Here is a 23,154-nt window from a genome sequence, read left to right as displayed (position 1 = left end):
CCGTGCGTGACGATTTGCCCATCGACGCGGTTCTGGGGGACGTGGTAGCGGCCTTGCGCAGCCACGGTCGCGTCGTGTTGCAGGCCCCGCCGGGTGCCGGCAAGACCAGCCGGGTGCCGCTTGCGCTGATGGACGCCGGGTGGCGCGGGCAGATCGTCATGCTGGAACCGCGACGGCTGGCGGTGCGGGCCGCGGCGGAGCGGCTGGCGCAGCAGTTGGGCGAGGACGTGGGCGGGCGCGTCGGCTACCGGATGCGCGGCGAGAGCCGTGTCGGACGGGACTGCGCGATTTTGGTGGTGACGGAAGGAATCCTGACGCGGATGGTGCAGGACGACCCCGAACTGCGCGGTATCGGGGCGGTGATCTTCGACGAATTTCACGAACGATCCCTGCAGGCGGACCTTGGCCTTGCCCTGGTCTGGGAAGCGCGCGGCGCGCTGCGGCCGGACCTGGGGGTGGTCGTGATGTCCGCCACGCTGGACGCCGCCCCGGTGGCGGAGATGCTGGATGCGGCGCCTGTCGTGACCTCGGCGGGGCGAGCCTTTCCGGTCGAGGTCCGGTGGTTGGATCAGGCCCTGGCGCCGCGCACCCGGCTGGCCCCGGCGGTCGCGGACCTGCTGCTGCGCATCGTGCCCGAGACGCAGGGCGGCGTGCTGGTGTTTCTGCCCGGCGAGGGCGAGATCCGCGACGTGGAGGCGGCGTTGACGCGCCGTCTGCCGGCGGACTGCGCGGTGCGGCCGCTTTACGGTGCGCTGCCCTTTGCCGCGCAGCGCGCCGCGATCGCGCCGGTGGACCGGGGGCGCAAGATCGTGCTCTCGACCGCCATCGCGGAGACCGCGCTGACGATCGCTGATGTGCGCGTCGTGGTCGACGGCGGCCGGGCGCGACGGGCACGGTTCGATCCGGGCAGCGGCATGGCGCGGCTGATGACGGAGCGGGTCAGCCGGGCGGAGGCCGACCAGCGGGCGGGGCGCGCGGGGCGCGTGGCGCCCGGCCTCGCGTACCGGCTCTGGACCAAGGGAGAGGACGGCGCCCTGCCCGCCTTCGCCCCGCCGGAAATCGCAAGGGCGGACCTGACCGGGCTGGCGCTGGAACTGGCGCTTTGGGGCAGTGCGGACCTCGCCTTTCTGACGCCACCGCCGGAGGCGGCGCTGGCGGAGGCCCGCGCGCTGCTGCAAGACCTTGGCGCGCTGGACGCGACGGCCGGCATCACGGCCCACGGCCGTGCGCTGGCGGCACTGCCGGTGCATCCGCGGCTGGGGCACATGCTGAGCGTGGCGGGGGCGCAGGCGGCCCCGATGGCCGCCCTGCTGGAGGCGCGCGATCCGCTGCGGGGGGCGGGTGTCGATCTGACGGCCCGGCTGGCCGCGCTGCGTGGCGACCGCGGCAGCGGCACGGCGGATCGGGCGGCGCTGGCGCAGATCCGGGCCGAGGCCAAGCGGCTGGCCCGCGGCCTGCCCGACCGCGCGCCCCTGTCGCCGGGCCAGATGGCGGCGCTGGCCTATCCGGACCGTGTCGCGCTGCGCCGGGCGGGGGACGATCCACGCTATCTGCTGTCTGGCGGCAAGGGCGCGGTGATGGATGCAGGCGATGCGCTGGCGGGGCAAAGGCTGCTGGTCGTGACCGACACCGACGGCAACCCGCGCGAGGCGCGCATCCGGCAGGCCGCGGTGATCGGCGCGGCAGAGTTGCGCGAGGTTCACGGCGCCGCGATCCGCTGGCACGACGTCTGCCGCTGGGACCGGCGCGAGGGGCGCGTGGTCACGGAACAGCAGGAGCGGTTCGGCGCGCTGGTGCTAGACCAGCGGCGCTGGACCGCCGCCCCGGCAGAGGCGGTGGCCCGCGCGATGCTGGAGGGCGTGCGGCAGCTGGGCCTGCGGCCGGACCCTGCGGCGCAGCGTTTTCGCGCGCGGGTGGCGCTGGTGCCGGGTCTGCCCGACATGACAGACGCCGCCTTGATGGACAGCCTCGAGGACTGGCTGCTACCGCATCTGGGGGGCGTGAGGACGGCGGCGGACTGGGCGCGGTTTGACCTGCTGCCCGCGCTGCGGGCGATGCTGGATTGGGACCGGATGCAGCGACTGGACCGGCTGGCCCCTGCGCATTTCACCACGCCGCTGGGGCGGCGGATTCCCATCGACTATGACGGCGACGCGCCGCAGATCACCCTGCGGCTTCAGGAAATGTTCGGCCAGACGGTGCATCCGGTGGTGGGCGACACGCCGCTGCGGGTGACGCTGCTGTCGCCGGGGCAGAAGCCCGTGCAGGTGACGCAGGACATCCCCGGTTTCTGGGCCACGAGCTATGCGGACGTGCGGCGCGACATGCGCGGACGCTATCCGCGGCACCCCTGGCCCGACGATCCGACGCAGGCGGACCCGACGCTGCGGGCGAAGCCGCGCGGGACATGACATTTTGCGCACAACCCGCGCACTTATCCGCAGGTGATTCGCGAAAGAGTTGCTTTTTGGCGACTGGCGACCTAAGTTTAGGGAAATAGAAACGAATTTTTGATTGAGTATCGCGCATGACGATCGCCCCGGATTTCACTGATGCAACTAAAGCCGACCCGAAAGTCCGCGTTCAGGTTGCGGCGCTGTGCCACCGCAAGGGACCCAAAGGGCGAGAGGTATTATTGGTCACAAGCTCTCGGGGTCGGTGGATCCTGCCGAAGGGCTGGCCGATCGAAGGCAAGACCGATGGCGAAGCTGCATTGCAGGAAGCCTGGGAAGAGGCCGGCGTGCGTGACGGCCGCGTCACCGACAAGCCCATCGCCAAGTTCCGGGGGGTCAAGCGGTTCGACGACGGCAAGGAGGTGCCCGCCAGCGTGCGCGTCTATGGTGTGAAGGTGCGTGGCCTGTCCGGCAAGTTCCCGGAAGGCGACCGACGCGAACGGCGCTGGGTCAGCATCACGAAAGCCGCCAAGATGCTGGCGGACAAGGGATTTCGTCAGGCGCTGAAGGCCGTCTGAATGCCTATCCGGTTACGCGGGCTGTTGCACGCGGTTGCGGGGGTTCGGAATATCGATTCCAATTTCGTGCCTCGTATCCTTGCGAACGCGACAGATCGTTCAGTTCGAGGAACGCTCGCGGAGGTCGCGGCTTGTCACTTTCCGATCCGGCGAGAGACGCACGGCGCAAAGTTAGTACCGCGAAAGCCGCCAAGGTGCTGGCCGACATAGGGTTTCATCAGGCATTGAATGCTTTTTGACACGCCTCCTCGGGTGACGCGGGCTGCTTTGCGCGGTTGCAGAGTTTCGGGAAACAGACACCGATTTCGGGCTTCGTAGACGTGCTGACGCGTCGGCCCGTTCCTGTTGACGACGGCTGGCAGAGGTCGCGACCGGTCGTATTTCGCCCATGCAGAAACGGGTCGATCCCCTGCCGCTGTCTAGATGCCGGGGCAAGGGATCGGGGACGTCGTCACGGCGCTTGGCGCACCGTGACCTTTGACGGCGGGCCGGAACGACATGGGATGCCCCCTCTGGCTCGGGGACACCCTGCGGAAGGTGCTGCGGCTTCAGGCCTCCGGTGCGGCCATGTAATCGCGCTTGCCCAGCACCACGCCGTTGTGCCGCAGGATCGCGTAGGCCATCGTCATGTGAAAGTAGAACTGTGGCAGCGCGTAGTGCGCGAAGTAGTCCTGACCGCTGAGCGTCATGTCGGACGGGCCGGCCTTGAAGGTCACGTCGCGGGTGGCGGCGTCGGCAAAGGCGCCCGGCGCCGCATTGGCCAGTTCCGCCTGCACCGCGGCGATACGTTCCCTCAACCCGATGAAGGTCGTTTCCGTGTCCGGGTGGCTGGGCACCGGCGCGCCGGCCAGCCGCGCGTTCAGGCGGGTGGCGAAATCGCAGGTCAGCTGGACCTGACGCACCAGCGGCAGCATGTCGGGATAAAGCCGCGACTGCAGCAGCACCTCCGGCGCGATCTTGCGTTCGGTACAGTGCGCCTCTGCCTTGGAGAGGATACGCGCAAGGGCGGTCAGGCTGCGTTGCAGCGGCGGCACGACGGTCTGGTACATGGGCGCTCTCCGGGTCAGTACGGCGGATCGGAACAGCCCGCGCCGCGTGTCCCATAGAGGGCGGCACGCAGCGCGATGCAATCGGAAACGTCAGGCGGTCAGGCAATAACGCATGATCGCCTTCTGGGCGTGCAGGCGGTTCTCGGCCTCGTCGAAGATGACCGAATGGGGTCCGTCCATGACCGAGGACGTGACCTCGTCATCGCGGTGCGCCGGCAGGCAGTGCATGAAGAGCGCGTCCGCGTTGGCGTGATCCATCAGCGCGTCGGTGACCTGATAGCCGCGCAGCTGGTTGTGGCGCCGTTCGCGGGCGGACGCCGGGTCGTGCATGCTGACCCAGGTGTCAGTGACAACGAGGTCGGCGCCCTGCACCGCCTTCTCGGGGTTGCGTTCGATCGTGTAGAGACCGTCAAGCGCCGCCTCGGGGTCGAGGGGCGGCGGGCCGGAGAACACGAGGTCGAAGTCGAACTGCTTGGCCGCATGGGCAAAGCTGGCAAAGACGTTGTTGCCGTCGCCGGACCAGACCACCTTGCGTCCCTTGATGGGGCCGCGGTGTTCCTCGAAGGTCATGATGTCGGCCATGATCTGGCAGGGGTGGGTGCGGTTGGTGAGCCCGTTGATGACGGGCACGGTGGCGTGCTCCGCCATCTCGTGCAGGGTCGCTTCTTCGAAGGTGCGGATCATGATCATGTCGACGTAGCGCGACAGCACGCGGGCGGTGTCGGCGATGGTCTCTCCGTGGCCCAGTTGCATGTCGGCACCGGACAGCACCATGGTCTGCCCGCCCATCTGGCGCACGCCCACGTCAAAGCTGACGCGGGTCCGGGTCGAGGGCTTCTCGAAGATCAGCGCGACCATGTGATTGGCCAGCGGCTGGTCGGCGTCGGGCGTGCCCTTGGGCAGACCGTGGCGGGCGTCCTTCATGCGGCGGGCGTCGTCGATGATGTGCCGCAGGTCGGCGGTGGGCGTGGTGTGGATGTCGAGGAAATGGGTCATGGTATCGGTCTTCTTGGCTTGCGGGGTCTGGGGGCGCTGCCCCCGGGCTGCGCCCTCCCCCGGGATATTTCTTAAGACAGAGAGATGGTCAGTCGTGGATCATCACCTGCACGGGGTCGCCGTCCTCGCCCGGTGTCACCCGGTCAAGCCGGAAGCCCGCGCGGGCATAGGCGGCGATGGCGCGGGTATTGGCGGGATCGGGGTCGGTCAGCACGAGGGGGCAGGATCGTCGGAGCTCTGCCACGCGGGCGGCGATGTAGGCCGCACCGTGCCCCTGCCCCATGTAGGCCGGGTCGCCGAGGAAGGTATCGATGGCGCGTGCCTCTGCCGGATGGTGCGCATACTGGGGGGCGCCGAAGGCGTGGGCGTTGTAGTCCTGGATATAGGCGAAGGGGGCGCCGTGGTATTCGACGATACGCATGTCGACCCTGTCGCCGCCCATGTCATCCTCGACCAGCCGCGTCTCTGTCCCGCTGTCGCCCCACCAGCCGCCAAGGTGCGGCTGGTCGAGCCAGTGGCGGAACATCGGCAGATCCGCCCGCGTGATGGGTCTGAAGATGTAGTCAGCCATCGGATGCGACCTGTTCCGCAGCCTGATCGAGCAGATCGACGGCCTTGACGATTTCATTGTCGGTCAGGTTCAGCGGCGGCAGCAGACGGATGACGTTGTCAGCCGCAGGCACGGTCAGGATGCCCGCGTCGTAGCCCGCCTTGACGATGTCGGTGTTGGTGGCCTTGCACATCAGACCCAGCATCAGTCCGGACCCGCGCACGCCGGTGAAGACGTCGGGATGGGCGGCGACGAGGCCTTCAAGCTTTTGCCGCAGGAGACCTGCCTTGCGATTGACCTCTGCCAGAAAGGCAGGGTCGGCGACGATGTCCATGACGGCGTTGCCGACGGCGCAGCCCAGCGGGTTGCCGCCATAGGTGGACCCGTGGGTGCCGGCGGTCATGCCGTTTGCCGCGCGTTCGGTCGCGAGGACCGCACCGAGGGGGAAGCCGCCGCCGATGCCTTTGGCGACCATCATGATGTCTGGCGTGATGCCTGCCCATTCGTGGGCGAAGAGCTTGCCGGTCCGGCCGACACCGCACTGCACCTCGTCGAAGATCAGCAGGATGCCGTGCTCGTCGGCCAGATCGCGCAGGCCTTTCAGGCATTGGTCGGGGACGGGGCGAATGCCGCCCTCGCCCTGCACCGGTTCGATCAGGATCGCGGCGACGGTAGGGAACTTCGCCGCCTCTGTCAGGGCGTCGTGATCGCCGAAATCCAGATGCACGAAGCCGGGCAGCAGCGGGCCGAAGCCCTTGGTCATCTTCTCTGACCCGGCGGCGGCGATCCCGGCCGAGGAGCGGCCGTGGAAGCTGCCGGCGAAGGTGATGATGTCCGTCCGTTCGGGCTGGCCCGCGTCGTAGAAATGCTTGCGGGCCATCTTGACGGCCAGTTCGCAGGCCTCTGTCCCGGAGTTGGTGAAGAATACGGTGTCCGCGAAGGTGTGTTCGACGAGTTGATCGGCCAGCCGCTTCTGCGCGGGGATCTGGTAGAGGTTCGACACGTGCCAGACCGCCTGCGCCTGATCCGTCAGCGCCTTGACCAGCGCCGGGTTCGCATGGCCGAGGCTGTTGACCGCGATGCCGGCGCCGAAATCGAGGAAGCGGCGGCCGTCGGTGGCGGTGAGCCAGGCGCCTTCGCCCTTCTGAAACGCCATGGGGGCGCGGTTGTAGGTCGGCAGGATGGTCGGAATCATGGGAAACGGCCTTTGTGGCAAGCGTGAAGCCCGATTCATGCCCTCTGGGGGCGGTCGGGTCAACGATTTAGGGAAATGAACGGACGTGCAGGGACGGACGCTGGTTCAGCGTCGGCGTCGGATCGAGAGGGGGGCACATGCGGTCATATGCCCCCCTTAGCCTGTCTCGTGACGCGAGGGAAGCCCTTATGCCTTCAGCCGGTAGCCCCGGTCGAGCCAGCGCCACACGACCCCCAGCACGACGGCGTTGGCGATCAACACGATCACCAGACCCAGCCAGGGCGAACTGTCGGAGACGCCGATCATGCCGCGCCGCACCCCGTCGATGATGTAGAAGAAGGGGTTGGCGTGGGACGCGATGCGCATCGGCTCTGGCAGGGCGTCGATGCTGTAGAAGGTGCCCGACAGGAACGACAGCGGCGTCACGAGGAAGTTCGAGATGGCCGAGAGCTGGTCGAACTTGTTGGCGAAGATTCCCGCGATCATGCCGAGCCCGCCCATGAACATCGACCCCAGCGTGACGAAGGTCAGCACCCACAGCGGGTTCTGGACCCGCACGCCGAGGAAGACCCAGGACCCGATGGCGATGACGGTGGCCACGATCAGGCCCCGCGCCACCGCGCCGAAGAGGTAGCCGAACAGAAGCTCCGATGCAGACAGCGGCGGCATCAGCGTATCGACGATGTTGCCGCCGACCTTGGCGCTCGCCAGCGAGGAGGAGGTGTTGGCAAAGGCGTTCTGGATCACCGTCATGATCAGGATGCCGGGGGCGAGGAAGGTCATGAAGGGCACCCCCATCACGTCGCCGCGCTGCGGCCCGATGGCGATGGTGAAGATCATCAGCAGCAGGCCCGCGTTGATCAGCGGTGCCATGACGGTCTGGCTCCAGACGTTCATGAAGCGGCGCACCTCGCGGATCGCGAGGGTCTTGGTGCCTTCCCAGTTCACGCGACCGAAGCGACGCACGCCCATCGCTGTGTCGGGGGCGGCGCGGGGCGGCGTGATGGCGGCTGTGGCCGTTTGGTCGGTCATGAGGGTTTTCCTTTGTCGTCCGGGGTGCAATCGGGTCGCAGTCCTTCACTTCCCCTGTCCCCGTGCTTAGAATAGGGGATCGCATGAATAGACAAGGCCCCGCGTCCGAGACGGGGCCAGAGTGAAGGAAGCCATATGTCCTGGACAGACGAACGCGTCGAGACGCTCAAGCGCATGTGGGGCGAGGGGCAGTCGGCCAGCCAGATCGCCAAGGAACTTGGCGGCGTCACCCGCAACGCCGTGATCGGCAAGGTCCACCGGCTGGGCCTGTCGAACCGCGCCGGTGCCGGTGCCGCCGAACCGGCAGAGGCGGCCCCTGCCCCGGTCGAGGCGCCGGCGGAGGAGCGGCCTCATATGCGCACGGAGTCCGCCACGCCGCAGCGCGCGCCGAAGCCGGACCCCGAGGCCGAGGAGGTCGAGGAACTGGACGAGAACGGCATCCCGATCAGTGCCGCGCGGCGGGCGATCATCCCCGCCGGCCAGCCGCTGCCGCCGCAGCCTTCGGCCAACGAGATCTCTCCAGAAGCGCTGGCCAAGGTCAACGAGGTGGAGAAGTCCGCCAAGAAGATCGGCCTGATGGAGCTGACCGAGAAGACCTGCAAATGGCCTGTCGGCGATCCCGCGACGCCGGATTTCTGGTTCTGCGGCCTGCCCACCCAGCAGGGCAAACCCTATTGCGAGGCGCATGTGGGCGTTGCATTCCAGCCGATGTCGTCCCGGCGCGACCGGCGCCGCTGAACGAGCAACGCTGCTTTCGATCCACATGCGAGCGCCGCATCCTTAGGGATGCGGCGTTTTTCGCGACGTCTGCGCCACCGGCGAAACATGGCCTGACGGCGCCATGCGGGCCACCGGCGACTTGATATTTCGCAAGACCCGCCCAGTTCAGACCTTATATTGCGGAACAGGAGATTGTCATGGCCAGACTTGCACTCATTACCGGCGCATCCTCGGGGATCGGCGCCGAGTTCGCCCGCATTCACGCCCGGCGCGGCGGTGACATGATCATCGTGGCCCGCCGGGCCGAGGCGCTGGAGGCGCTGAAGGCCGAGCTGGAGGAGTCGGAAGGCGTGTCCGTAAGGGTGATGCCCGCCGACCTGACGGATGCACAAGCCGTTGCCGACCTTTGCGATGTCGTCCGGTCGGAACCGATCGAGATCCTGATCAACAACGCGGGCTTCGGCGGTCAGGGCGCCCACGTCGATCGCGACCTCGGGCGTGAACAGGCGATGATCGACCTGAACGTCAAGGCGCTGGTGACGCTCTGCCACGACGTCGGCGGCGCGATGGCACGGCGCGGGTCGGGGCGCATCCTGAACGTGGGGTCGAGCGCCGGCATGATGCCCGGCCCGCTGCAGGCGGTCTATTTCGCGACGAAGGCCTTCGTGCGCAGCTATTCACTGGCCCTGGCAGAGGAGCTGCGTGACCATGGCGTCACCGTGACGGTGCTGGCGCCGGGCTATGTGGAGACGGAATTCGCCGATACCGCCGACCTCAAGGGCACGAGGCTGGTCAGCGGCGGTGGCAAGTCGCCCGCACGGGTCGCCAAGTTCGGCTACGAACAGATGACGGCGGGACGGCTGCACGTCATCAACGAAGGCCCGATGAGCTTTGCCCTGAACTGGATCGTTCCGCTGCTGCCGCACCGGGCGACGCTGAAGATGGTTCGCAAGATGCAGACCAAGGGCTAGTCCTCGTCCTCCCAGTCGGACCCGATCGCCTCGCGGTGGGTGCGTTTTTCGCGGTCGATCATGTCGGTGATCTCGTCCATGTCCTCTGGCGTCGCCGCATCGGGGCGCGTCTCCGCTGCCTTGACCGGGGTCAGCATCAGCTTGAAATACATCGGAAAGTGGTCCGATCCGTTCTTCGCCTCGCGCCGCATCTCCAGCAGGCGGAACTGGGCGTCGTGGAACAGATGGTCGAGCGGCCAGCGCATCCACGGCATCGTCGCACTGAAGGTATTGTAGAAGCCGCGGCCGACCCGCGGATCGAGCAGCCCCGACACCTGCTGGAACCGCCGCGTCGTGATCGACCATGCAACATCGTTCAGATCGCCGGAAACGATGGCCGGCAGGGGGTCGTCGCGCACTTCGATCGCCACCGCCGACATCTCTGCATCGCGGCCTTCGGTGTCCTGATAGGGCACGGGCGGTTCGGGATGCACGACATAAAGCCGGAACGCGAGGCCATCGGCCAGCGGCACGCGCGCCCGCAACGACGGCACCCCGTCGACGACTTTCTCGCGGAATTGCGCGTCCTCCAGCGGCAGACGGCTGTAGACCGCCATGCCATAGCCGGTATCCAGCGGTTTCAGCTGCCGGTGCGGATAAAGGTCCGAGAGCACCTCTAGCGCGTCGACCCAATCCTGATCCACTTCCAGCGCCATCAGGATGTCGGGCCTGACCCGGCGGGTCTGTTCGATCAGCCGATGGTACTGCCGGTTCGACTTCTTCACGTTGGCGGCCAGCAGGCTGACGCTGCGCGCGTCCGACACGGTCTCTGATGTGCGGGGGCGCAGGGACTGCTTGTGCCAGACCGGCAGGTAGCGCGCGATGTGGATCGCCTGCATCAGCGCCGCCGCGACCATCACACCCAGGATCCAGCCCCAGCCGGGCGGTCTGGACCATCCGGCGAAGGCGATCAGGACCAGCGCCAGCAGCAGAACCTGCTGGCGCGGAAAGTCCGCACTGCGGATGAACCCGTGCGACAGTCTGGAAAATGGAAGGAGTGTCACGATCACGACGATGGCTGCGCCCATCCAGAGCAGAATTTCAGAGAAGATCATCGAATGTCGTGCCGTCCTGCGTTGTCGGTTGCCGCATCAAGGCACGGATCGTGGCATTGCTCCAGCCCCCTTGCGCAGGCGGAGCGCCCCCTTTTCGCGGACAGCCGTCCAGTCTAGAAGGGCCCATGACACAGAACCCGCCCGACCTGCGCCCCGACCTCGCCCGTGCCCGCGTCACGGATGCCCCCCGCCCCGGCCAGCCGACCATCGGCATGGTCAGCCTCGGCTGCCCCAAGGCGCTGGTGGACAGCGAACGCATCCTGACCCGGCTGCGGGCAGAAGGCTATGCGATCAGTGCCGACTACGCCGGCGCCGAGGCGGTGATCGTGAACACCTGCGGGTTCCTCGACTCGGCCAAGGCCGAAAGCCTCGACGCCATCGGCGAGGCGCTGACGGAAAACGGCCGGGTGATCGTGACGGGGTGCCTCGGGGCGGAGCCCGACTACATCCGCGAACATCACCCGAAGATCCTCGCCGTCACCGGCCCGCAGCAGTACGAGCAAGTGCTGGACGCGGTCCATCTGGCCGTGCCGCCGGCACCCGATCCCTTCATCGATCTGCTGCCCGCGCGCGGCGTGTCGCTGACGCCGCGGCATTACAGTTACCTTAAGATTTCAGAGGGTTGCAACCACAAGTGCAAGTTCTGCATCATCCCCGACATGCGCGGCAAGCTCGCCTCCCGCCCTGCCCATGCGGTGTTGCGTGAGGCCGAGAAGCTGGTCGAGGCCGGCGTGCGCGAACTGCTGGTGATCAGCCAGGACACCTCCGCCTACGGGCTCGACCGCAGGTACGACCTGAACCCCTGGAAGGGCGGCGAGGTGCGCAGCCACATCACCGACCTCGCGCGGGAGCTCGGCCAGCTCGGCGCCTGGGTGAGGATGCACTACGTCTATCCCTACCCCCACGTCCGCGACCTGATCCCGCTGATGGCGGACCCCGCGTCCGGCGTGCTGCCCTACCTCGACATCCCGTTCCAGCATTCACACCCGGACGTGCTGCGCCGCATGGCCCGGCCCGCGGCGGGGTCGAAGACGTTGGAGGAGATCGCCGCCTGGCGCGCGATCTGTCCCGACATCACCCTGCGCTCGACCTTCATCGTGGGCTATCCGGGCGAGACGGAAGCCGAGTTCCAGCACCTCCTCGACTGGCTGGACGAGGCGCAGCTCGACCGCGTCGGCTGCTTTCAGTACGAGAACGTCGCCGGCGCGCGGTCCAACGCCCTGCCCGACCACGTGGCGCCGGAGGTCAAGCAGGACCGTTGGGATCGCTTCATGGCGAAGGCGCAGGCGATTTCCGCCGCCAAGCTGGAAGCGAAGGTCGGGCGCACGCTGGAGGTCATCGTGGACGATATCGACGCCGACGGCGTGGCGACCTGCCGGACGTGGGCGGATGCGCCGGAGATCGACGGTAACCTCTTCATCGACGAAGACACAACAGGGCTGTCGGTCGGGGATATCGTCAAGGTCGCAGTGGATGAGGCGAGTGAATACGACCTCTGGGGGACACTCCGGCGCTGAGCGGCCCTTCTACATCTGGTCGAGGTAGATCCGCACCGCGTCCTGCACCCTTCTGAACCGGTCCCCGCCCAGATGCACACCGCCGAACCAGCGGGTGACGACGATGATGTGGCCCTCCAGCCCCTCGCGTTCCAGCATGCGCAGGATGACGGCCCCGGCCCCGGCCTCGCCGTCGTCGTTCTTGACGGGGCCGCTGTCCAGCAGCACGGCCCAGGTGTTGTGGGTTGCCTTGGCGAATTTCTTGTTGCGACAGAGGGTCTTGACGAAGGCCTTCGCCTCTTCGACGGAGGCGACCGGACCGCCGCTGACGGCATAGCGCGACCCGCGGTCGGTCAGGGCGTGGGCGATGATCTTCATGCCCCCCGTGATGCGGCAGGGGGCCGCCTGCCGCAAGGGTCTAGTGGTTATAGGTGATGCCTGTCGCGATGGCGGAGGCGAGCGAGGTTTCCGCCCATGTGCCGCGGCCGCCGCGCATCCGGATCTCTGTCAGCTGCGCAAAGGCGAGGTCGTCCGCCCCCTGCTCTGCCAGCGCCTGCCCCATGTAGGACCGGGCCAGCAGATTGTCGGGATTCACGGCAAGAGCCTGCGCGTAAAAGGCCATGCCGCCGGCCATGTCGCCCGCCTTGCGCGCAGCGAAGCCGCGGTAGGTCATGACCATGTCGTCCGACTGATCCTTCATGGTGTCGAGCACGCGCAGGGCATCCGCGTAGCGCCCGGCGTAGGCCAGCGCGCGAACGTCGTCGAGCCGCGACTGGTCGTCGTTGGTCGATTGCTCCGGCGGCAGGCAGGTTTGCGTGGCTAGGTCGAAGACCAGCCCCTCGGCGCAGCGCTGAGTCGTCGCGGTGGGCTTTGGCGGCGCGGGATCGGGCGATCCGGCGGCGAAGGCGAACGTGGGGCAAAGGGTCAGGGCAAGGAGGACGTGGCGCATGGCGATTCTCCGGTTGATCCGACCCCAGATTACGGCGACGCGAACGGCCGCCCCTGTGACTCATCGTCACAGGTGGCGGAACGGATCGATCGCCCTATATCCGAGGCATGAACCTGCCACTGGATGCCTACCCCGCCTATGCCCGGTCCGAGCGGATCGCCGACGGCACGCTGCACGCCCTTGGCGTGGCCTTTGCGCTGGCCGGGGCTGTCGTGCTGCTGGGCTGGGCGGCGCGGACCGTGGGCGCGGGCCAGATGACGGCCCTGACGGTCTATGGCGTGGCCCTGATCGCGACCTTCACTGCCTCTGCCTTCTATCACATGACCCCGTGGGAAAGACTGCGGCCGACCTTGCGGCGGATTGATCATGCGGCAATCTACCTCAAGATCGCGGGCACCTTCACGCCGCTGGCGGCGATGATCGGCAGCGGCTTTGCCTACGGCGTGCTGGCGCTGGTCTGGGCGATGGCGATCTGGGGCATGGCGCACAAGCTGTTCTTCTGGCAGGTGCCCGGGCGGTTCGGCCCGGCGCTGTATCTGCTGATGGGCTGGCTTGGCGTGCTGCTGATCCCGGCCATCGCCAGCCTGCTGCCGGGGCACGCGCTGGCGCTTCTGGGGGCGGGCGGCTTGCTTTACACCGCCGGCGTGATCTTCTTCAGCTGGGAAAGTCTGAAATTCTCCAACGCCATCTGGCACGGTTTCGTGCTGGCGGCGTCGGTCTGCTTCTTCAGCGGGATCTTCATCGGGATCGCGGCACTGGCCTAGGACGGGAATCCCAGGCGCGCGACGGTCCGCTGCACCACGCGCAGGCGGTCCGCATTGGCCGGGTGGGTGCCGAGGAAGGTATTGCCCGGATCGGGGATGCGAAAGAAGAACTCTGCCCCCACCAGCGGGTCGTACCCCGCCTGCGCCGCAATGGCGGTGCCGAGGGCGTCTGCCTCCAGCTCGAAATCCTTCGAGTAGGTGCGTGCGCCGATGGCGGCGCCGAATTCCGCCGCCTTGCGCCCCGCGTCGGGATCGCCGGACAGGCCGACGATCTGCCCCATGATCGCGGCCCCGATGTCGGCGTTGCGGTGCTGACGGGCAAGGTGACCCTCGATATGGTGGGCCGCCTCGTGCGACATAATGAAGGCGAGTTCGTCGGGATTGCGCGTTTCGGCCAGCAGGGCGACCGTGAAGGCGATGATCGGGCGCCCGTCCCTGTCGAGTGTCTGGAAGGCATTGGGCGGCGACAGCGGATTGGTGTCGACGGCAAAGCTGAAGTCGCAGTTCAGGTTGGGCGAGCGTTCGCGGCACAGCGCCTCTGCCACCGGCTCGACCCGGTCGACGACGCCGACGAGGGTGCGCGCGGCGGTGCGGGCATCGGGGGGCACGTCGGCGGCGGTGCGCGGCGTGGGCGGGGCGACGACGGGCACCGGCAGCGCGACCTGTTCCGTCCGCGGCGCATCCGGCTGCGGCACCCCGGCGCATCCGGCCAGCCCGAGGGCCACGACGAGACTGGGAAGGAGATGCTGCATCGCAGGATGTCTTTCGGACGGTGTGGTTTGCGATTGTTCTAGCATCCTGACAGGCAATCGCCACCCCCGCCACCGTCGCGATCCGCACGTTTGCGGGATGTCGCGGATGGCCTTTTCGCCCGTGCGACCCTCGGCTAGGATCGACACCATGTTTACCATCGAACACGACTTCGACGCGACCGTGGTGACCCTGATCGACGAGGGCGGATCCCATCTGCAAGAGGATGTGGTCGTCAGCGCCTTCGAGGATTGCGTCACGATCAATCAGTTCGATCCGCGCCTGAACGAGATGCGGACGATCACCCTGTCGCTGGCGCAGGTGCGCGATCTGGGGGCGGCGCTGGACCTGCCTGAAGGGGCCTATCAGCTGGAAAAGCCGGACTAGACGGCTTGCAACTCCGCCAGCCGGGACGCACCCTTGGCGCAACGATGGAGGGTTGCGATGACGACGGGGTTTTTCTGGGACGAGCGCTGTTTCTGGCACGGTGGCGGCAACTATGCGGGCATGCTGCCCGTCGGCGGGCTGGTACAGCCGATGGCGACCGGCGGCCTGCCAGAAAACCCGGAGACAAAGCGCCGGTTAAAGAACCTGATCACCGTGACCGGGCTGGATCGCGATCTGGCGATGACCGGCGCGCCCGCCGCCACGATGGAGGATCTGCTGCGGGTGCATCCGCAATCCTACCTCGACGATTTCCGGGCCCTGTCTGATGCCACCGGCGGAGAGCTTGGACGGCGCACCCCCTTCGGGCCCGGCGGGTTCGAGGTCGCGGCGCAATCGGCCGGGCTGGCGCTGGGGGCGCTGCGGGCCGTGCTGCGCGGCGAGATGGACAATGCCTATGCCCTGTCCCGCCCGCCGGGCCACCACGCCTTGCCCGATTTTCCCAACGGCTTCTGCCTGCTGGCCAACATCGCCATCGCGATCCGGGCGGTACAGGCAGAGGGGCTGGCAGGGCGCATCGCCGTGCTGGACTGGGACGTGCATCACGGGAACGGGACCGAGGCGGTCTTTTACGACGACCCCGACGTGCTGACCATCTCTCTGCATCAGGACCGGAACTATCCCATGGACACCGGCGCCTTTGCCGACCGGGGGCGCGGGGCCGGTCAGGGGTTCAACCTGAACGTTCCCCTGCCGCCCGGCACCGGCCACGACGGCTATCTCGCGGCCCTTGACCGGCTGGCGCTGCCGGCGATCCGCGCCTTCGCGCCGGAGGTGATCGTCGTCGCCTGCGGCTTTGACGCCGCCGCCAATGATCCTCTTGGCCGGATGCTGGCCACCGCCGACACCTTCCGGCAGATGACCGCGCGCGTCATGGCACTGGCGGAAGAGCTTTGCGACGGAAAGCTGTTGCTGGTCCACGAGGGTGGCTATTCCGAGACCTACGTCCCCTTCTGCGGCCATGCGGTGCTGGAAGTGCTGTCGGGCAGCGCGGTGACCGCGCCGGATCCCTTTGCAGAGGTCTTTGCCGCCCGTCAGCCGGATGCGCGGTATGCCGCCTTTCTGGACCGCTGGATTTCGGACATGGAGGATGCGCTGTGATGCACCACGGATCCTGCCTTTGCGGAGCCATCACCTTTGCGGTGACCGGTTCCCTGCCCGCGCCGAACGCCTGCCATTGCGTGCAGTGCCGCAAGCAGTCGGGCCACGTCTGGGCTTCGGTCGACGTGGACCGCGGGGCGCTGACGGTCACCGGCACGCCGACGTGGTTCGCATCCTCGGACAAGGCACGACGCGGGTTTTGCGCCACCTGCGGGTCCTTCCTCTTCTGGGACCCCTTGCTGGGCGACAAGACCGCCGTGGCGATGGGGGCCTTCGACGCGGCCACCGGCACGCAGCTGGCGCGGCATATCTTCGTTTCGCAAAAGGGGGATTACTACGACATCGCTGACGGTCTGCCGCAGAACCCGCGCTGATCCGTTGCCCTGCGTGCGGGCTGCGCCTATCTGGGGGGCAACCGATACGAAGGATCATCCCATGCCGGACCGCAACACGGCCGCCCTCGACTTTCTGCTGACCCGCCGGTCCTGCCCGGCCCAGACCCTGACGGCACCGGTGCCAGACCGCGACCAGCTGCAGACCATTCTGACCGCCGCCGCGCGCAGCCCCGACCACGGCAAGCTGGAACCCTGGCGCTTTGTCGTGCTGGGGCGCGATGCGCTGCAGGCTGTGGCGGACGCCCTGCCTGCCGCCGGGTCCCGCCTTGGCATCCCGCAGGACAAGATCGACAAGCCGGTGAAGACCTACGGCAACGCGCATCTGGCCGTCGTCGTGGTGTTCGCCCCGCAGGAGTCAGAGAAGGTGCCGAAGATCGAGCAGACCTACGCCGCGGGCGGCGTCTGCCTCGCGCTTCTGAACGCGGCACTGGCCAGCGGCTTCGGGGCGAACTGGCTGTCTGGCTGGTTCAGCCACGACCGCGACTTCATCCACGAGGTCTTCGGCCTCGCCCCGCACGAGACGGTGGCTGGAATCGTCCACATCGGCACCGAGACGAGCGCGCCGCCCGATCGCCCGCGCCCGGACATCGCCGCGATCACGGACTGGTCGCGCGCGTGATCTTGACCGACTTCGCCAAGGCGCTGGCGCAACTGCCGGACCCGCGGTTCCGGCGGGTGCTGTGGCTGGGCGTCGGGCTGACCATCGCGCTGCTGGTCGCGGCCTACGCGGGGCTTCTGTGGCTGATCGACGCGTTGGCGTCCGATCCGATCACCCTGCCTTGGGTGGGACAGATCACCTGGGTCGGCGACCTGCTGGGCTGGGGGTCGCTGGGGCTGATGCTGGTGTTGTCTGTCTTCCTGATGATCCCCGTCGCCTCGGCCATCACCTCGTTCTTCCTCGAGGACGTGGCGGAGGCGGTGGAGGCGGCGCATTACTCCGCCCTGCCCTCCGTGCCGCGGACGTCCCTGTGGGACGGGCTGCGCGATACGGTCAGCTTTCTGGGGTTGATGCTGGTGGCGAACCTGCTGGCCTTCACCCTTTACGCCCTGTTCCCGCCTTTTGCGCCGCTGATCTTCTATGCGATGAACGGTTTCCTGCTGGGACGAGAGTATTTTCAGGTCGCCGCCATGCGCCGCGAGGGGCGCGCCGGGGCCAAGGCGCTGCGGCGGCGGCACGGGGCAACGATCTGGATCGCAGGCATCCTGATGGCGCTACCGCTCTCGATTCCACTGCTGAACCTCTTCGTCCCGATCCTCGGCGCCGCGACCTTCACGCACCTTTACCACCGCCTCAGGATCCGGCGAGGGGGGCCTGCGCCGGCGGCATCCGGTTGAACCAGTCAAGATCGCGCACGCTGACCGCGCCTGACAGGATGATCGTGGCGAAGACGATCCAGATCCCCACGGCCCAGAGCGTCGTGATCTTCGCCTTGCGCCCCAGCTGAAAATTCGCCGGCGCGGATTTGTGCGTGCCCGGCACGACCTCTCCTGCGTCGCCCTGACTGACCATCTGCAGCGGCAGGACGATGAAGAACACCATCCACCAGACGACGGCGAACATCACGATGGCAGACGTGATTCCCATAAAAGCCTCTTTCCGCAGGTCTCGCCTGCTCTGGCCGGACGTCCGGCCGTCTTCTCGTTAAAAATTCCTCCGCCGGAGGCGTCGGTCCCGGCGGGGGGCCGAACGTCAGACCTCTTCCAGCTCGACCAGCGCGCCGTTGAAATCCTTGGGATGCAGAAACAGCACCGGCTTGCCGTGGGCCCCGGTCCGCGGCGTCCCGTCGCCCAGCACCCGCGCGCCCGTCGCGGTCAACCGGTCGCGCGCGGCGATCAGGTCGTCGACCTCGTAGCAGATGTGATGGATGCCGCCAGCGGGGTTCTTTTCAAGGAATTTCGCGATCGGTGACGCGTCCCCCAGCGGGTAGAGCAGTTCGATCTTGGTGTTCGGCAGGGTGATGAAGATCACCGTGACGCCGTGGTCCGGCTGGTCGAGCGGCGGTCCCACTTCGGCCCCCAGCGCATGACGATACTGGTCCGCCGCGGCGTCCAGGTCCGGCACGGCGATGGCGACGTGGTTCAGGCGTCCGATCATGGCGATCCCCTTTGCATCCGCCCGTCTTATGCCGCGCGGGCGGGTGAAAGCCAACACCGGCATCTCGTCGCAGTCCCGTTAACGCGGTCTTTACGTTGGCATGGTGATCTGACCCCTGACGGCAACGCAAGTGGGGTGCGCTACGATGGATAAGATCGACGACTTCATGGTGACACGGTCGCCGACGGCCACGCGGCCCCTGCTGGGCCTGACCGTGCTTGTCGTGGAAGACAGCCGTTTCGCTTGCGAGGCTGTGCGCATGCTCTGCCTGCGGTCCGGCGCCCGAATCCGGCGCGCCGACAGCCTCGCCAGCGCGCGAAAGCACCTTTCGGTCTATCGGCCGACCGTCGTGATCGTCGACGTGGGCCTGCCGGACGGGTCCGGCCTTGCCTTGATCCGCGCCCTGTCGCAAGGATTGCCCCGCATCGACGTGATCCTCGGCACCTCCGGCGATCCGACGGTCGAGGACAGGGTGATCGAGGCGGGTGCCGACGGCTTCATCGGCAAGCCCATCGCCAGCCTCGCCGCATTTCAGGCGGCAGTGTTGATGCATTTGCCCGCCGACCGGCAGCCCCGCGGCCCGCGGCTCGTCAATCAGGACGAGATCGAGCCAGACATGCTGGCCTATCGCGACGATCTGACCCATGTCGCGGATGTGCTGCAACAGGACGAAAGCCCGCAGACCCTCGACTACGTCACCCAGTTCCTGTCCGGCGTCGCAACCTCTGCAAAGGACAAGGACATGGAAGAGGCCGTGCGCCGGCTCATCGCCGAACGCAAGGCCGGTCGCACGCCCCCGTCCGGTCTCGCGGATCTGACGCGCATGGTGAACAGTCGATTGTCGGCGGTGTCCGGTTTCTAGGCCCGCGGCGGTCGGTCGACCGGTTGGTCAAGCGCTGAAGTCTGAGGCGACCGGGATGTCGTTGCCGGTGATCGAGCGGTTCATTGCGCTTTTCCGGCCGATGAATGGCTGGCGGGCGGCCCATTCAAGCAGGTCAGGTTTTGTGCCTAATCAGGCAGGTCAGTTTTTTGTAACGAAGCTGGCGTTTCGATTAGCGGAATTGATCCGCACGCGCCGGTCAGGGACACGGGGCGACGTTAATGCGGGGATCGGACGGTCTGGTCGGACTGGGTTATTGATAGAAGACTCGGGGGCGGCGGTCGTGGATCAGACTGTCGGGTCGGTTTGGTAGAGAAGCGGTCGCGTCAGGGGCGTCAGAGATTGCATCTGGCGACCGCTCGCGTCGAAATTCGCGGGGGCGAGCCAGGTGGCATGGGCCTCTGCGATGGCGGGCCAGTCGTCGTCGATCATTGCGAACCAGGCCGTGTCACGGTTCAGACCCTTGACGATCAGGTGCTTGCGAAACACGCCTTCGTAGCTGAAGCCAAGCCGCTGGGCTGCCCGCCGCGAGGGCGCGTTCAGAGCATTGCACTTCCACACGACACGCCGGTAGCCCGCGTCGAAACACCAGCCCAGCATGAGCGAAAAGGCTTCGGTCGCCAGCGGGCTGCGCTGCATGGCGGGCGACAGGTTGACGTTGCCGATCTCGATATCGCCCATCGTGGTCGACACACTCATCAGGCAGGCATAGCCGAGCGGTACGGCCTCGCCCGTGCGGCCAATGGCGAAGATCTCGCAGTCCGCGCGCGTGGCCCAGACCGCCAGAAGCGATTCGAGAGCAGCGACGGAGGCGGGCGGCGGTTCACCGAGGTAGTCGAAGAGCCACGGGCTGTCAGCCAGCAAGGGATAAAGTCGGGGCGCGTCATCAGCGGGGCGCAGGGGCCGCAGCCAGCCGAAACGTCCCGCCAGCGTCACGCCGCGCGGATGCGGCGGCGGCAAAAAGTCGGTGACCGGCGGACCAACGGGCCGAAGATCGGAGGTCACAACAGGAACTCCGGCCTATCGCCGAGGTCGAGGCCGGGAAAGACGACGCGAGATACGACGTCCGCGTCCAGTCCGAACAGGCTGCGCATGACCCAGCCAGCGGCGGCGCGCACGTCGCCCGTGGGCATCACGTCCCGCTGTTCGAAGAGGGCCTGATCAGACAGGCCCGGCCAGCGCCCGGCAACCTGCCCGCCGCGCAGGGCGCCACCGGCGTAGATCATCGCGCCCCCGGTCCCGTGATCCGTGCCGCGCGTGCCGTTTTCCCGTGCGGTGCGGCCGAATTCGGTCATGCACAGCACTGCCGTCTTCTGCCAGATCGGGCCGAGTTCGTCGCGCAGGGTCAGGATCGTGTCCGACAGGCGCGACAAAGTGCGTTCCAGCCCGACCCGTTGGTTCTGGTGCGTGTCCCAGCCGTTGATCGAGAAGCTGGCGATCCGCGTCTCCTCGCGCAGACGAGAGGCGGCAAAGCGGGCGAGCGCCGATTCGGCACCGGGGCGGCCCGCCTCCATCTGCATGTCGGCGCCGCCCTCGTCCTGCATCGCCGCCTCGACCGACAGGCCGTCGGCGATGGCCACCGCCTGCAGGGCCGCGTTGCGGAACAGGGGATCCTCGTGCAGCGTCAGTTCCAGCAGGCGGCGGACCTGCGGCGACAGCTTCAGCGTCACCTCTGGCGACCAGCGCAGGTAGGGCGCCGGCCCCGCGAGGATCGCCATGCGGTCCTGCCCGATGGCAAAGGCCGTCTCTGCGGTCATGCCCGGCACGGCGCCCAGCATCCGGTTCAGCCAGCCGCCCTGCCCCCCGTCGATCCGCAGGGTGCCGGCCTCGAGGATGTCCTGACCGTCGAAATGGCTGCGACCGTCGCGGTAGGGGGTTGAAACGGCGTGCACGGCCCCCGCCTCCCCCGCCTGCCACAGCGGCAGAAGCGGCGCGAGGCCGGGATGCAGCGCCCAGAAGTCCGACACGGGTGTGGCCTTGCCATCGTTCAGGGTCGGCCGGAGTGTCGCGTAGTCCGGGTCGCCTACCGGCCGGATCGCGTCGAGGCCGTCCATCGCGCCACGCAGGACGATGACGACCAGCCGGTTGTCCCATGGGCCGGCGGCAAGGGCCACCGGCGTGATCAGGGGGCTGGCGGCGAGTGAGCAGCCAAGTGCCGCCCCCTGCAGCAGAAATCCGCGGCGATCCATGGTCATATCCTCTGAAAGGCGGGTGACGTGAGGACGAGGCCGACGCCGTCTGCATCGCTTTCCGCAGCGCCGACGGCGAAGGTCAGCTCTGCCGGGGCCAGCGGACCTAGCGCCGTGCGGACGAAGTCGCGCGGGTCCGGCAGGGCGTCGACAAAGTGCTGCGGGCTGCGCAGCGCCCAGCCGATGCGCCCCGCCAGCCCCTGCGGGGTGATCCAGGTGGCGGCGGCTTCGGACCAGCCGTCGGGGCCGATCGGCTTTTCGATGGGCTGGCCCATCAGCTTTAGCGGGCCACCGACGTGGGTGTTGAAGGCACGGCGGTCGATGCCAGTGATCCGGTCGGCGGGCACCGCCAGCGCCCGCAGGGCGGCGGTCAGGAACAGGTCCGGCCGGCGCACCTTGACCCGGTCCGGTGACCAGGCCGCGGGGTGGTCCAGCAAGGCGGCCGAGACCTCCAGCAGATCGCCGCGCGTATCGAGGAACCGTTGCGCAAGCGATGCCACAAGATCCGGGTCAGGTGTCTCAGACACGAAATGCACCGCAAGTTTGTGCGCGACATGGGCCGCCGTTTCCGGCCGCACCGCAAGATCGCGCAATGCGCCGGTGATGGTGCTCATGTCGGCCTTGGCGCTGTAGCGGCGGCCCATCACGACCTCTGCCCCCGGTTCGGCCCAACCGGCGCGGTAGGTGGTGCCTTCCGTCGGGTCGTAGCTGAGCCCGGTCAGAAGCTCTGCCATCTGCGTGACGTCCGCCTGGGTGTAGCCACCGTTCACGCCGACGAGGTGCAGTTCGAGAAGCTCTCGGGCCAAATTCTCGTTCAGGCCCTTGCCGGTCCTTTGCCCCTGACGCGATTGCGGGCCGAGCGAGCGGAACTGTTCGAGGTATTGCACCATGACGGGGTGGGTGGTGGCGGCGACGACCATGTCGCCGAAGGACCCCGCCACATGCGGCCGGATCGCATCGGCGACGAATGGGCTGACGAGGTGGTTCTGCGATCCGTTGCGGGCGATGACCGTGAAGTGATCGGCCCAGAAGGCGGTCAGACGTTCCCTCAGCCCATCGGGTGCGGTGACGCCCCGCGCGATCGTTGTCAGGGCGTTGCGCTGCTGGGTTTCGCGCGCCTCGGCAAAGACGACGCGGCGGATGGCGTCGGTTTCTTCCGCCTGCGGGGTGCCCCTTGCCTTGATCCGGGCCCGGCTGACGTCCTGCACCCGCGCCGGCGATGGCTGGATCGTGGCGAGTCCCGGAATCGGCAGGCGCGCGGCGACTTCGTCCGGTCCCGCAAGCCGTGCGATCATCGCTGCAGCGTCCGAGGGCGGGGCGTGAACCGGCGACAGGCCGGTTCCGAACCGGGTGGCCGCAATCAGCGGATCGAATGGCATGGCGGTCGTCCTTGAAGGCGTCTTGTCCTGGACGTAGCACGGCGGGCGGCGTGCCGCCCAGTCCCCCCGGAACACGATCCGGCGACACGGCAGCCTGTCGCCCGCAATGACCGGCACCCTGCCCGATCCGGCGT

The 23,154-nt window shown here is 67.7% G+C and carries 26 protein-coding genes; 12 read left to right on the top strand and 14 right to left on the bottom strand.

Annotated elements, in window-relative coordinates; genetic code table 11:
* The first annotated feature begins 2 nt into the window (after positions 1-2).
* Positions 3-2,411 carry an ATP-dependent helicase HrpB gene (gene hrpB / locus BUA54_RS01040; protein WP_245810535.1) on the top strand — a complete coding sequence of 803 codons (2,409 nt, stop codon included), beginning with the start codon at positions 3-5 and terminating at the stop codon, positions 2,409-2,411.
* A gap of 116 nt (positions 2,412-2,527) precedes the next feature.
* Positions 2,528-2,971 (top strand): NUDIX hydrolase, encoded by a 444-nt coding sequence (locus BUA54_RS01035; RefSeq protein ID WP_072855352.1) that lies wholly within the window; start codon positions 2,528-2,530, stop codon positions 2,969-2,971.
* A gap of 548 nt (positions 2,972-3,519) precedes the next feature.
* Here BUA54_RS01035 and BUA54_RS01030 read toward each other — a convergent pair.
* The 5 genes from BUA54_RS01030 to BUA54_RS01010 form a co-directional block, all read right to left on the bottom strand.
* Positions 3,520-4,020, bottom strand: coding sequence for a DUF1993 domain-containing protein (locus BUA54_RS01030; protein WP_072855351.1), 501 nt, complete (start codon positions 4,018-4,020; stop codon positions 3,520-3,522).
* Between the two features lie 90 nt (positions 4,021-4,110).
* Positions 4,111-5,016, bottom strand: coding sequence for an ornithine carbamoyltransferase (gene argF, locus BUA54_RS01025; RefSeq protein WP_072855350.1), 906 nt, complete (start codon positions 5,014-5,016; stop codon positions 4,111-4,113).
* An 88-nt stretch (positions 5,017-5,104) separates the two neighbouring features.
* Positions 5,105-5,587 carry a GNAT family N-acetyltransferase gene (locus BUA54_RS01020; protein WP_072855349.1) on the bottom strand — a complete coding sequence of 161 codons (483 nt, stop codon included), beginning with the start codon at positions 5,585-5,587 and terminating at the stop codon, positions 5,105-5,107.
* Positions 5,580-6,761, bottom strand: a complete 1,182-nt coding sequence (locus tag BUA54_RS01015) for an aspartate aminotransferase family protein (protein WP_072855348.1) — start codon at positions 6,759-6,761, stop codon at positions 5,580-5,582. Before BUA54_RS01015 ends, BUA54_RS01020 begins: the two co-directional genes overlap by 8 nt.
* A 186-nt stretch (positions 6,762-6,947) precedes the next feature.
* Complete coding sequence (locus BUA54_RS01010; RefSeq protein WP_072856082.1) at positions 6,948-7,733, bottom strand: ABC transporter permease; 786 nt, start codon at positions 7,731-7,733, stop codon at positions 6,948-6,950.
* Positions 7,734-7,928: 195 nt separating this feature from the next.
* Between BUA54_RS01010 and BUA54_RS01005 the strand changes: the two genes are divergently transcribed.
* Both BUA54_RS01005 and BUA54_RS01000 read left to right on the top strand, forming a co-directional pair.
* Positions 7,929-8,531, top strand: a complete 603-nt coding sequence (locus tag BUA54_RS01005) for a GcrA family cell cycle regulator (protein ID WP_072855347.1) — start codon at positions 7,929-7,931, stop codon at positions 8,529-8,531.
* Between the two features lie 179 nt (positions 8,532-8,710).
* Positions 8,711-9,484: an SDR family NAD(P)-dependent oxidoreductase gene (locus BUA54_RS01000; protein ID WP_072855346.1), complete on the top strand. Its 774-nt coding sequence runs from the start codon at positions 8,711-8,713 to the stop codon at positions 9,482-9,484.
* Here the strand turns inward: BUA54_RS01000 and BUA54_RS00995 are convergent.
* Positions 9,481-10,578 carry an endonuclease/exonuclease/phosphatase family protein gene (locus BUA54_RS00995; protein WP_072855345.1) on the bottom strand — a complete coding sequence of 366 codons (1,098 nt, stop codon included), beginning with the start codon at positions 10,576-10,578 and terminating at the stop codon, positions 9,481-9,483. The genes BUA54_RS01000 and BUA54_RS00995 overlap by 4 nt on opposite strands.
* A gap of 125 nt (positions 10,579-10,703) precedes the next feature.
* Between BUA54_RS00995 and rimO the strand changes: the two genes are divergently transcribed.
* Positions 10,704-12,095 carry a 30S ribosomal protein S12 methylthiotransferase RimO gene (rimO, locus tag BUA54_RS00990; protein WP_072855344.1) on the top strand — a complete coding sequence of 464 codons (1,392 nt, stop codon included), beginning with the start codon at positions 10,704-10,706 and terminating at the stop codon, positions 12,093-12,095.
* Positions 12,096-12,104: 9 nt separating this feature from the next.
* Here the strand turns inward: rimO and BUA54_RS00985 are convergent, their stop codons facing one another.
* Positions 12,105-12,452 carry a YigZ family protein gene (locus BUA54_RS00985; RefSeq protein WP_072855343.1) on the bottom strand — a complete coding sequence of 116 codons (348 nt, stop codon included), beginning with the start codon at positions 12,450-12,452 and terminating at the stop codon, positions 12,105-12,107.
* 40 nt (positions 12,453-12,492) lie between these two features.
* The gene (locus tag BUA54_RS00980) at positions 12,493-13,023 is read right to left on the bottom strand and encodes a chitin binding peritrophin-A domain-containing protein (protein ID WP_072855342.1); all 531 of its coding nucleotides are present in this window, start codon (positions 13,021-13,023) and stop codon (positions 12,493-12,495) included.
* Between the two features lie 107 nt (positions 13,024-13,130).
* On the opposite strand from BUA54_RS00980, the gene trhA reads away from it, so the two are divergent.
* Positions 13,131-13,787: a PAQR family membrane homeostasis protein TrhA gene (gene trhA / locus BUA54_RS00975; protein WP_072855341.1), complete on the top strand. Its 657-nt coding sequence runs from the start codon at positions 13,131-13,133 to the stop codon at positions 13,785-13,787.
* Here trhA and BUA54_RS00970 read toward each other — a convergent pair.
* On the bottom strand, positions 13,784-14,539 hold the full coding sequence (locus BUA54_RS00970; RefSeq protein ID WP_072855340.1) for a M48 family metallopeptidase: 756 nt from the start codon (positions 14,537-14,539) through the stop codon (positions 13,784-13,786). The genes trhA and BUA54_RS00970 overlap by 4 nt on opposite strands.
* A 148-nt stretch (positions 14,540-14,687) precedes the next feature.
* On the opposite strand from BUA54_RS00970, the gene BUA54_RS00965 reads away from it, so the two are divergent.
* From BUA54_RS00965 to BUA54_RS00945, 5 genes are all read left to right on the top strand, one after another.
* On the top strand, positions 14,688-14,924 hold the full coding sequence (locus BUA54_RS00965; RefSeq protein WP_072855339.1) for a hypothetical protein: 237 nt from the start codon (positions 14,688-14,690) through the stop codon (positions 14,922-14,924).
* Between the two features lie 57 nt (positions 14,925-14,981).
* Positions 14,982-16,082 carry a class II histone deacetylase gene (locus BUA54_RS00960; protein WP_072855338.1) on the top strand — a complete coding sequence of 367 codons (1,101 nt, stop codon included), beginning with the start codon at positions 14,982-14,984 and terminating at the stop codon, positions 16,080-16,082.
* A complete protein-coding gene (locus BUA54_RS00955) occupies positions 16,082-16,456 on the top strand; it encodes a GFA family protein (protein WP_178352689.1) in 375 nt (124 codons plus the stop codon). Before BUA54_RS00960 ends, BUA54_RS00955 begins: the two co-directional genes overlap by 1 nt.
* A gap of 61 nt (positions 16,457-16,517) precedes the next feature.
* Positions 16,518-17,096 (top strand): nitroreductase family protein, encoded by a 579-nt coding sequence (locus BUA54_RS00950; RefSeq protein WP_072855336.1) that lies wholly within the window; start codon positions 16,518-16,520, stop codon positions 17,094-17,096.
* Positions 17,093-17,812 carry an EI24 domain-containing protein gene (locus BUA54_RS00945; protein ID WP_072855335.1) on the top strand — a complete coding sequence of 240 codons (720 nt, stop codon included), beginning with the start codon at positions 17,093-17,095 and terminating at the stop codon, positions 17,810-17,812. Before BUA54_RS00950 ends, BUA54_RS00945 begins: the two co-directional genes overlap by 4 nt.
* Here BUA54_RS00945 and BUA54_RS00940 read toward each other — a convergent pair.
* Positions 17,769-18,062 (bottom strand): DUF1467 family protein, encoded by a 294-nt coding sequence (locus tag BUA54_RS00940; RefSeq protein ID WP_072855334.1) that lies wholly within the window; start codon positions 18,060-18,062, stop codon positions 17,769-17,771. The two genes, BUA54_RS00945 and BUA54_RS00940, sit on opposite strands and share 44 nt — an antisense overlap.
* Before the next feature lie 105 nt (positions 18,063-18,167).
* On the bottom strand, positions 18,168-18,572 hold the full coding sequence (gene mce, locus BUA54_RS00935) for a methylmalonyl-CoA epimerase (protein ID WP_072855333.1): 405 nt from the start codon (positions 18,570-18,572) through the stop codon (positions 18,168-18,170).
* Positions 18,573-18,717: 145 nt separating this feature from the next.
* Here mce and BUA54_RS00930 point away from each other — a divergent pair, with 145 nt between their 5' ends.
* Complete coding sequence (locus tag BUA54_RS00930; RefSeq protein WP_072855332.1) at positions 18,718-19,434, top strand: response regulator; 717 nt, start codon at positions 18,718-18,720, stop codon at positions 19,432-19,434.
* Between the two features lie 306 nt (positions 19,435-19,740).
* On the opposite strand, the gene BUA54_RS00925 is transcribed toward BUA54_RS00930, so the two are convergent.
* The 3 genes from BUA54_RS00925 to BUA54_RS00915 are packed head-to-tail and all read right to left on the bottom strand — an operon-like array spanning position 19,741 to position 23,020.
* A complete protein-coding gene (locus tag BUA54_RS00925) occupies positions 19,741-20,457 on the bottom strand; it encodes a GNAT family N-acetyltransferase (RefSeq protein WP_072855331.1) in 717 nt (238 codons plus the stop codon).
* Positions 20,454-21,641: a DUF1501 domain-containing protein gene (locus BUA54_RS00920; protein ID WP_084113982.1), complete on the bottom strand. Its 1,188-nt coding sequence runs from the start codon at positions 21,639-21,641 to the stop codon at positions 20,454-20,456. The genes BUA54_RS00925 and BUA54_RS00920 overlap by 4 nt, the downstream gene beginning before the upstream one ends.
* Positions 21,642-21,643: 2 nt before the next feature.
* Positions 21,644-23,020, bottom strand: a complete 1,377-nt coding sequence (locus tag BUA54_RS00915) for a DUF1800 domain-containing protein (protein WP_072855329.1) — start codon at positions 23,018-23,020, stop codon at positions 21,644-21,646.
* Positions 23,021-23,154 lie beyond the last annotated feature (134 nt).

The sequence above is a fragment of the Loktanella atrilutea genome (assembly GCF_900128995.1).
In the GTDB taxonomy this organism is placed as follows: Bacteria; Pseudomonadota; Alphaproteobacteria; order Rhodobacterales; family Rhodobacteraceae; genus Loktanella; species Loktanella atrilutea.
The sequence above is the reverse complement of the archived record's forward strand: the minus strand, read 5'-3'. Positions and strand labels throughout refer to the sequence as shown.

Coding starts and splice junctions, on each gene's coding strand:
- BUA54_RS01010 (WP_072856082.1), bottom strand. CDS start 7,733: ATGGGCGTGCGTCGCTTCGGTCGCGTGAACTGGGAAGGCACCAAGACC.
- BUA54_RS00955 (WP_178352689.1), top strand. CDS start 16,082: ATGCACCACGGATCCTGCCTTTGCGGAGCCATCACCTTTGCGGTGACC.
- BUA54_RS00965 (WP_072855339.1), top strand. CDS start 14,688: ATGTTTACCATCGAACACGACTTCGACGCGACCGTGGTGACCCTGATC.
- BUA54_RS00960 (WP_072855338.1), top strand. CDS start 14,982: ATGACGACGGGGTTTTTCTGGGACGAGCGCTGTTTCTGGCACGGTGGC.
- BUA54_RS01030 (WP_072855351.1), bottom strand. CDS start 4,020: ATGTACCAGACCGTCGTGCCGCCGCTGCAACGCAGCCTGACCGCCCTT.
- BUA54_RS01035 (WP_072855352.1), top strand. CDS start 2,528: ATGACGATCGCCCCGGATTTCACTGATGCAACTAAAGCCGACCCGAAA.
- BUA54_RS00920 (WP_084113982.1), bottom strand. CDS start 21,641: ATGGATCGCCGCGGATTTCTGCTGCAGGGGGCGGCACTTGGCTGCTCA.
- BUA54_RS00995 (WP_072855345.1), bottom strand. CDS start 10,578: ATGATCTTCTCTGAAATTCTGCTCTGGATGGGCGCAGCCATCGTCGTG.
- BUA54_RS00970 (WP_072855340.1), bottom strand. CDS start 14,539: ATGCAGCATCTCCTTCCCAGTCTCGTCGTGGCCCTCGGGCTGGCCGGA.
- BUA54_RS00940 (WP_072855334.1), bottom strand. CDS start 18,062: ATGGGAATCACGTCTGCCATCGTGATGTTCGCCGTCGTCTGGTGGATG.
- argF (WP_072855350.1), bottom strand. CDS start 5,016: ATGACCCATTTCCTCGACATCCACACCACGCCCACCGCCGACCTGCGG.
- mce (WP_072855333.1), bottom strand. CDS start 18,572: ATGATCGGACGCCTGAACCACGTCGCCATCGCCGTGCCGGACCTGGAC.
- trhA (WP_072855341.1), top strand. CDS start 13,131: ATGAACCTGCCACTGGATGCCTACCCCGCCTATGCCCGGTCCGAGCGG.
- BUA54_RS01000 (WP_072855346.1), top strand. CDS start 8,711: ATGGCCAGACTTGCACTCATTACCGGCGCATCCTCGGGGATCGGCGCC.
- BUA54_RS00985 (WP_072855343.1), bottom strand. CDS start 12,452: ATGAAGATCATCGCCCACGCCCTGACCGACCGCGGGTCGCGCTATGCC.
- BUA54_RS01020 (WP_072855349.1), bottom strand. CDS start 5,587: ATGGCTGACTACATCTTCAGACCCATCACGCGGGCGGATCTGCCGATG.
- BUA54_RS00915 (WP_072855329.1), bottom strand. CDS start 23,020: ATGCCATTCGATCCGCTGATTGCGGCCACCCGGTTCGGAACCGGCCTG.
- BUA54_RS00980 (WP_072855342.1), bottom strand. CDS start 13,023: ATGCGCCACGTCCTCCTTGCCCTGACCCTTTGCCCCACGTTCGCCTTC.
- rimO (WP_072855344.1), top strand. CDS start 10,704: ATGACACAGAACCCGCCCGACCTGCGCCCCGACCTCGCCCGTGCCCGC.
- BUA54_RS00950 (WP_072855336.1), top strand. CDS start 16,518: ATGCCGGACCGCAACACGGCCGCCCTCGACTTTCTGCTGACCCGCCGG.
- BUA54_RS00930 (WP_072855332.1), top strand. CDS start 18,718: ATGGATAAGATCGACGACTTCATGGTGACACGGTCGCCGACGGCCACG.
- BUA54_RS01005 (WP_072855347.1), top strand. CDS start 7,929: ATGTCCTGGACAGACGAACGCGTCGAGACGCTCAAGCGCATGTGGGGC.
- BUA54_RS01015 (WP_072855348.1), bottom strand. CDS start 6,761: ATGATTCCGACCATCCTGCCGACCTACAACCGCGCCCCCATGGCGTTT.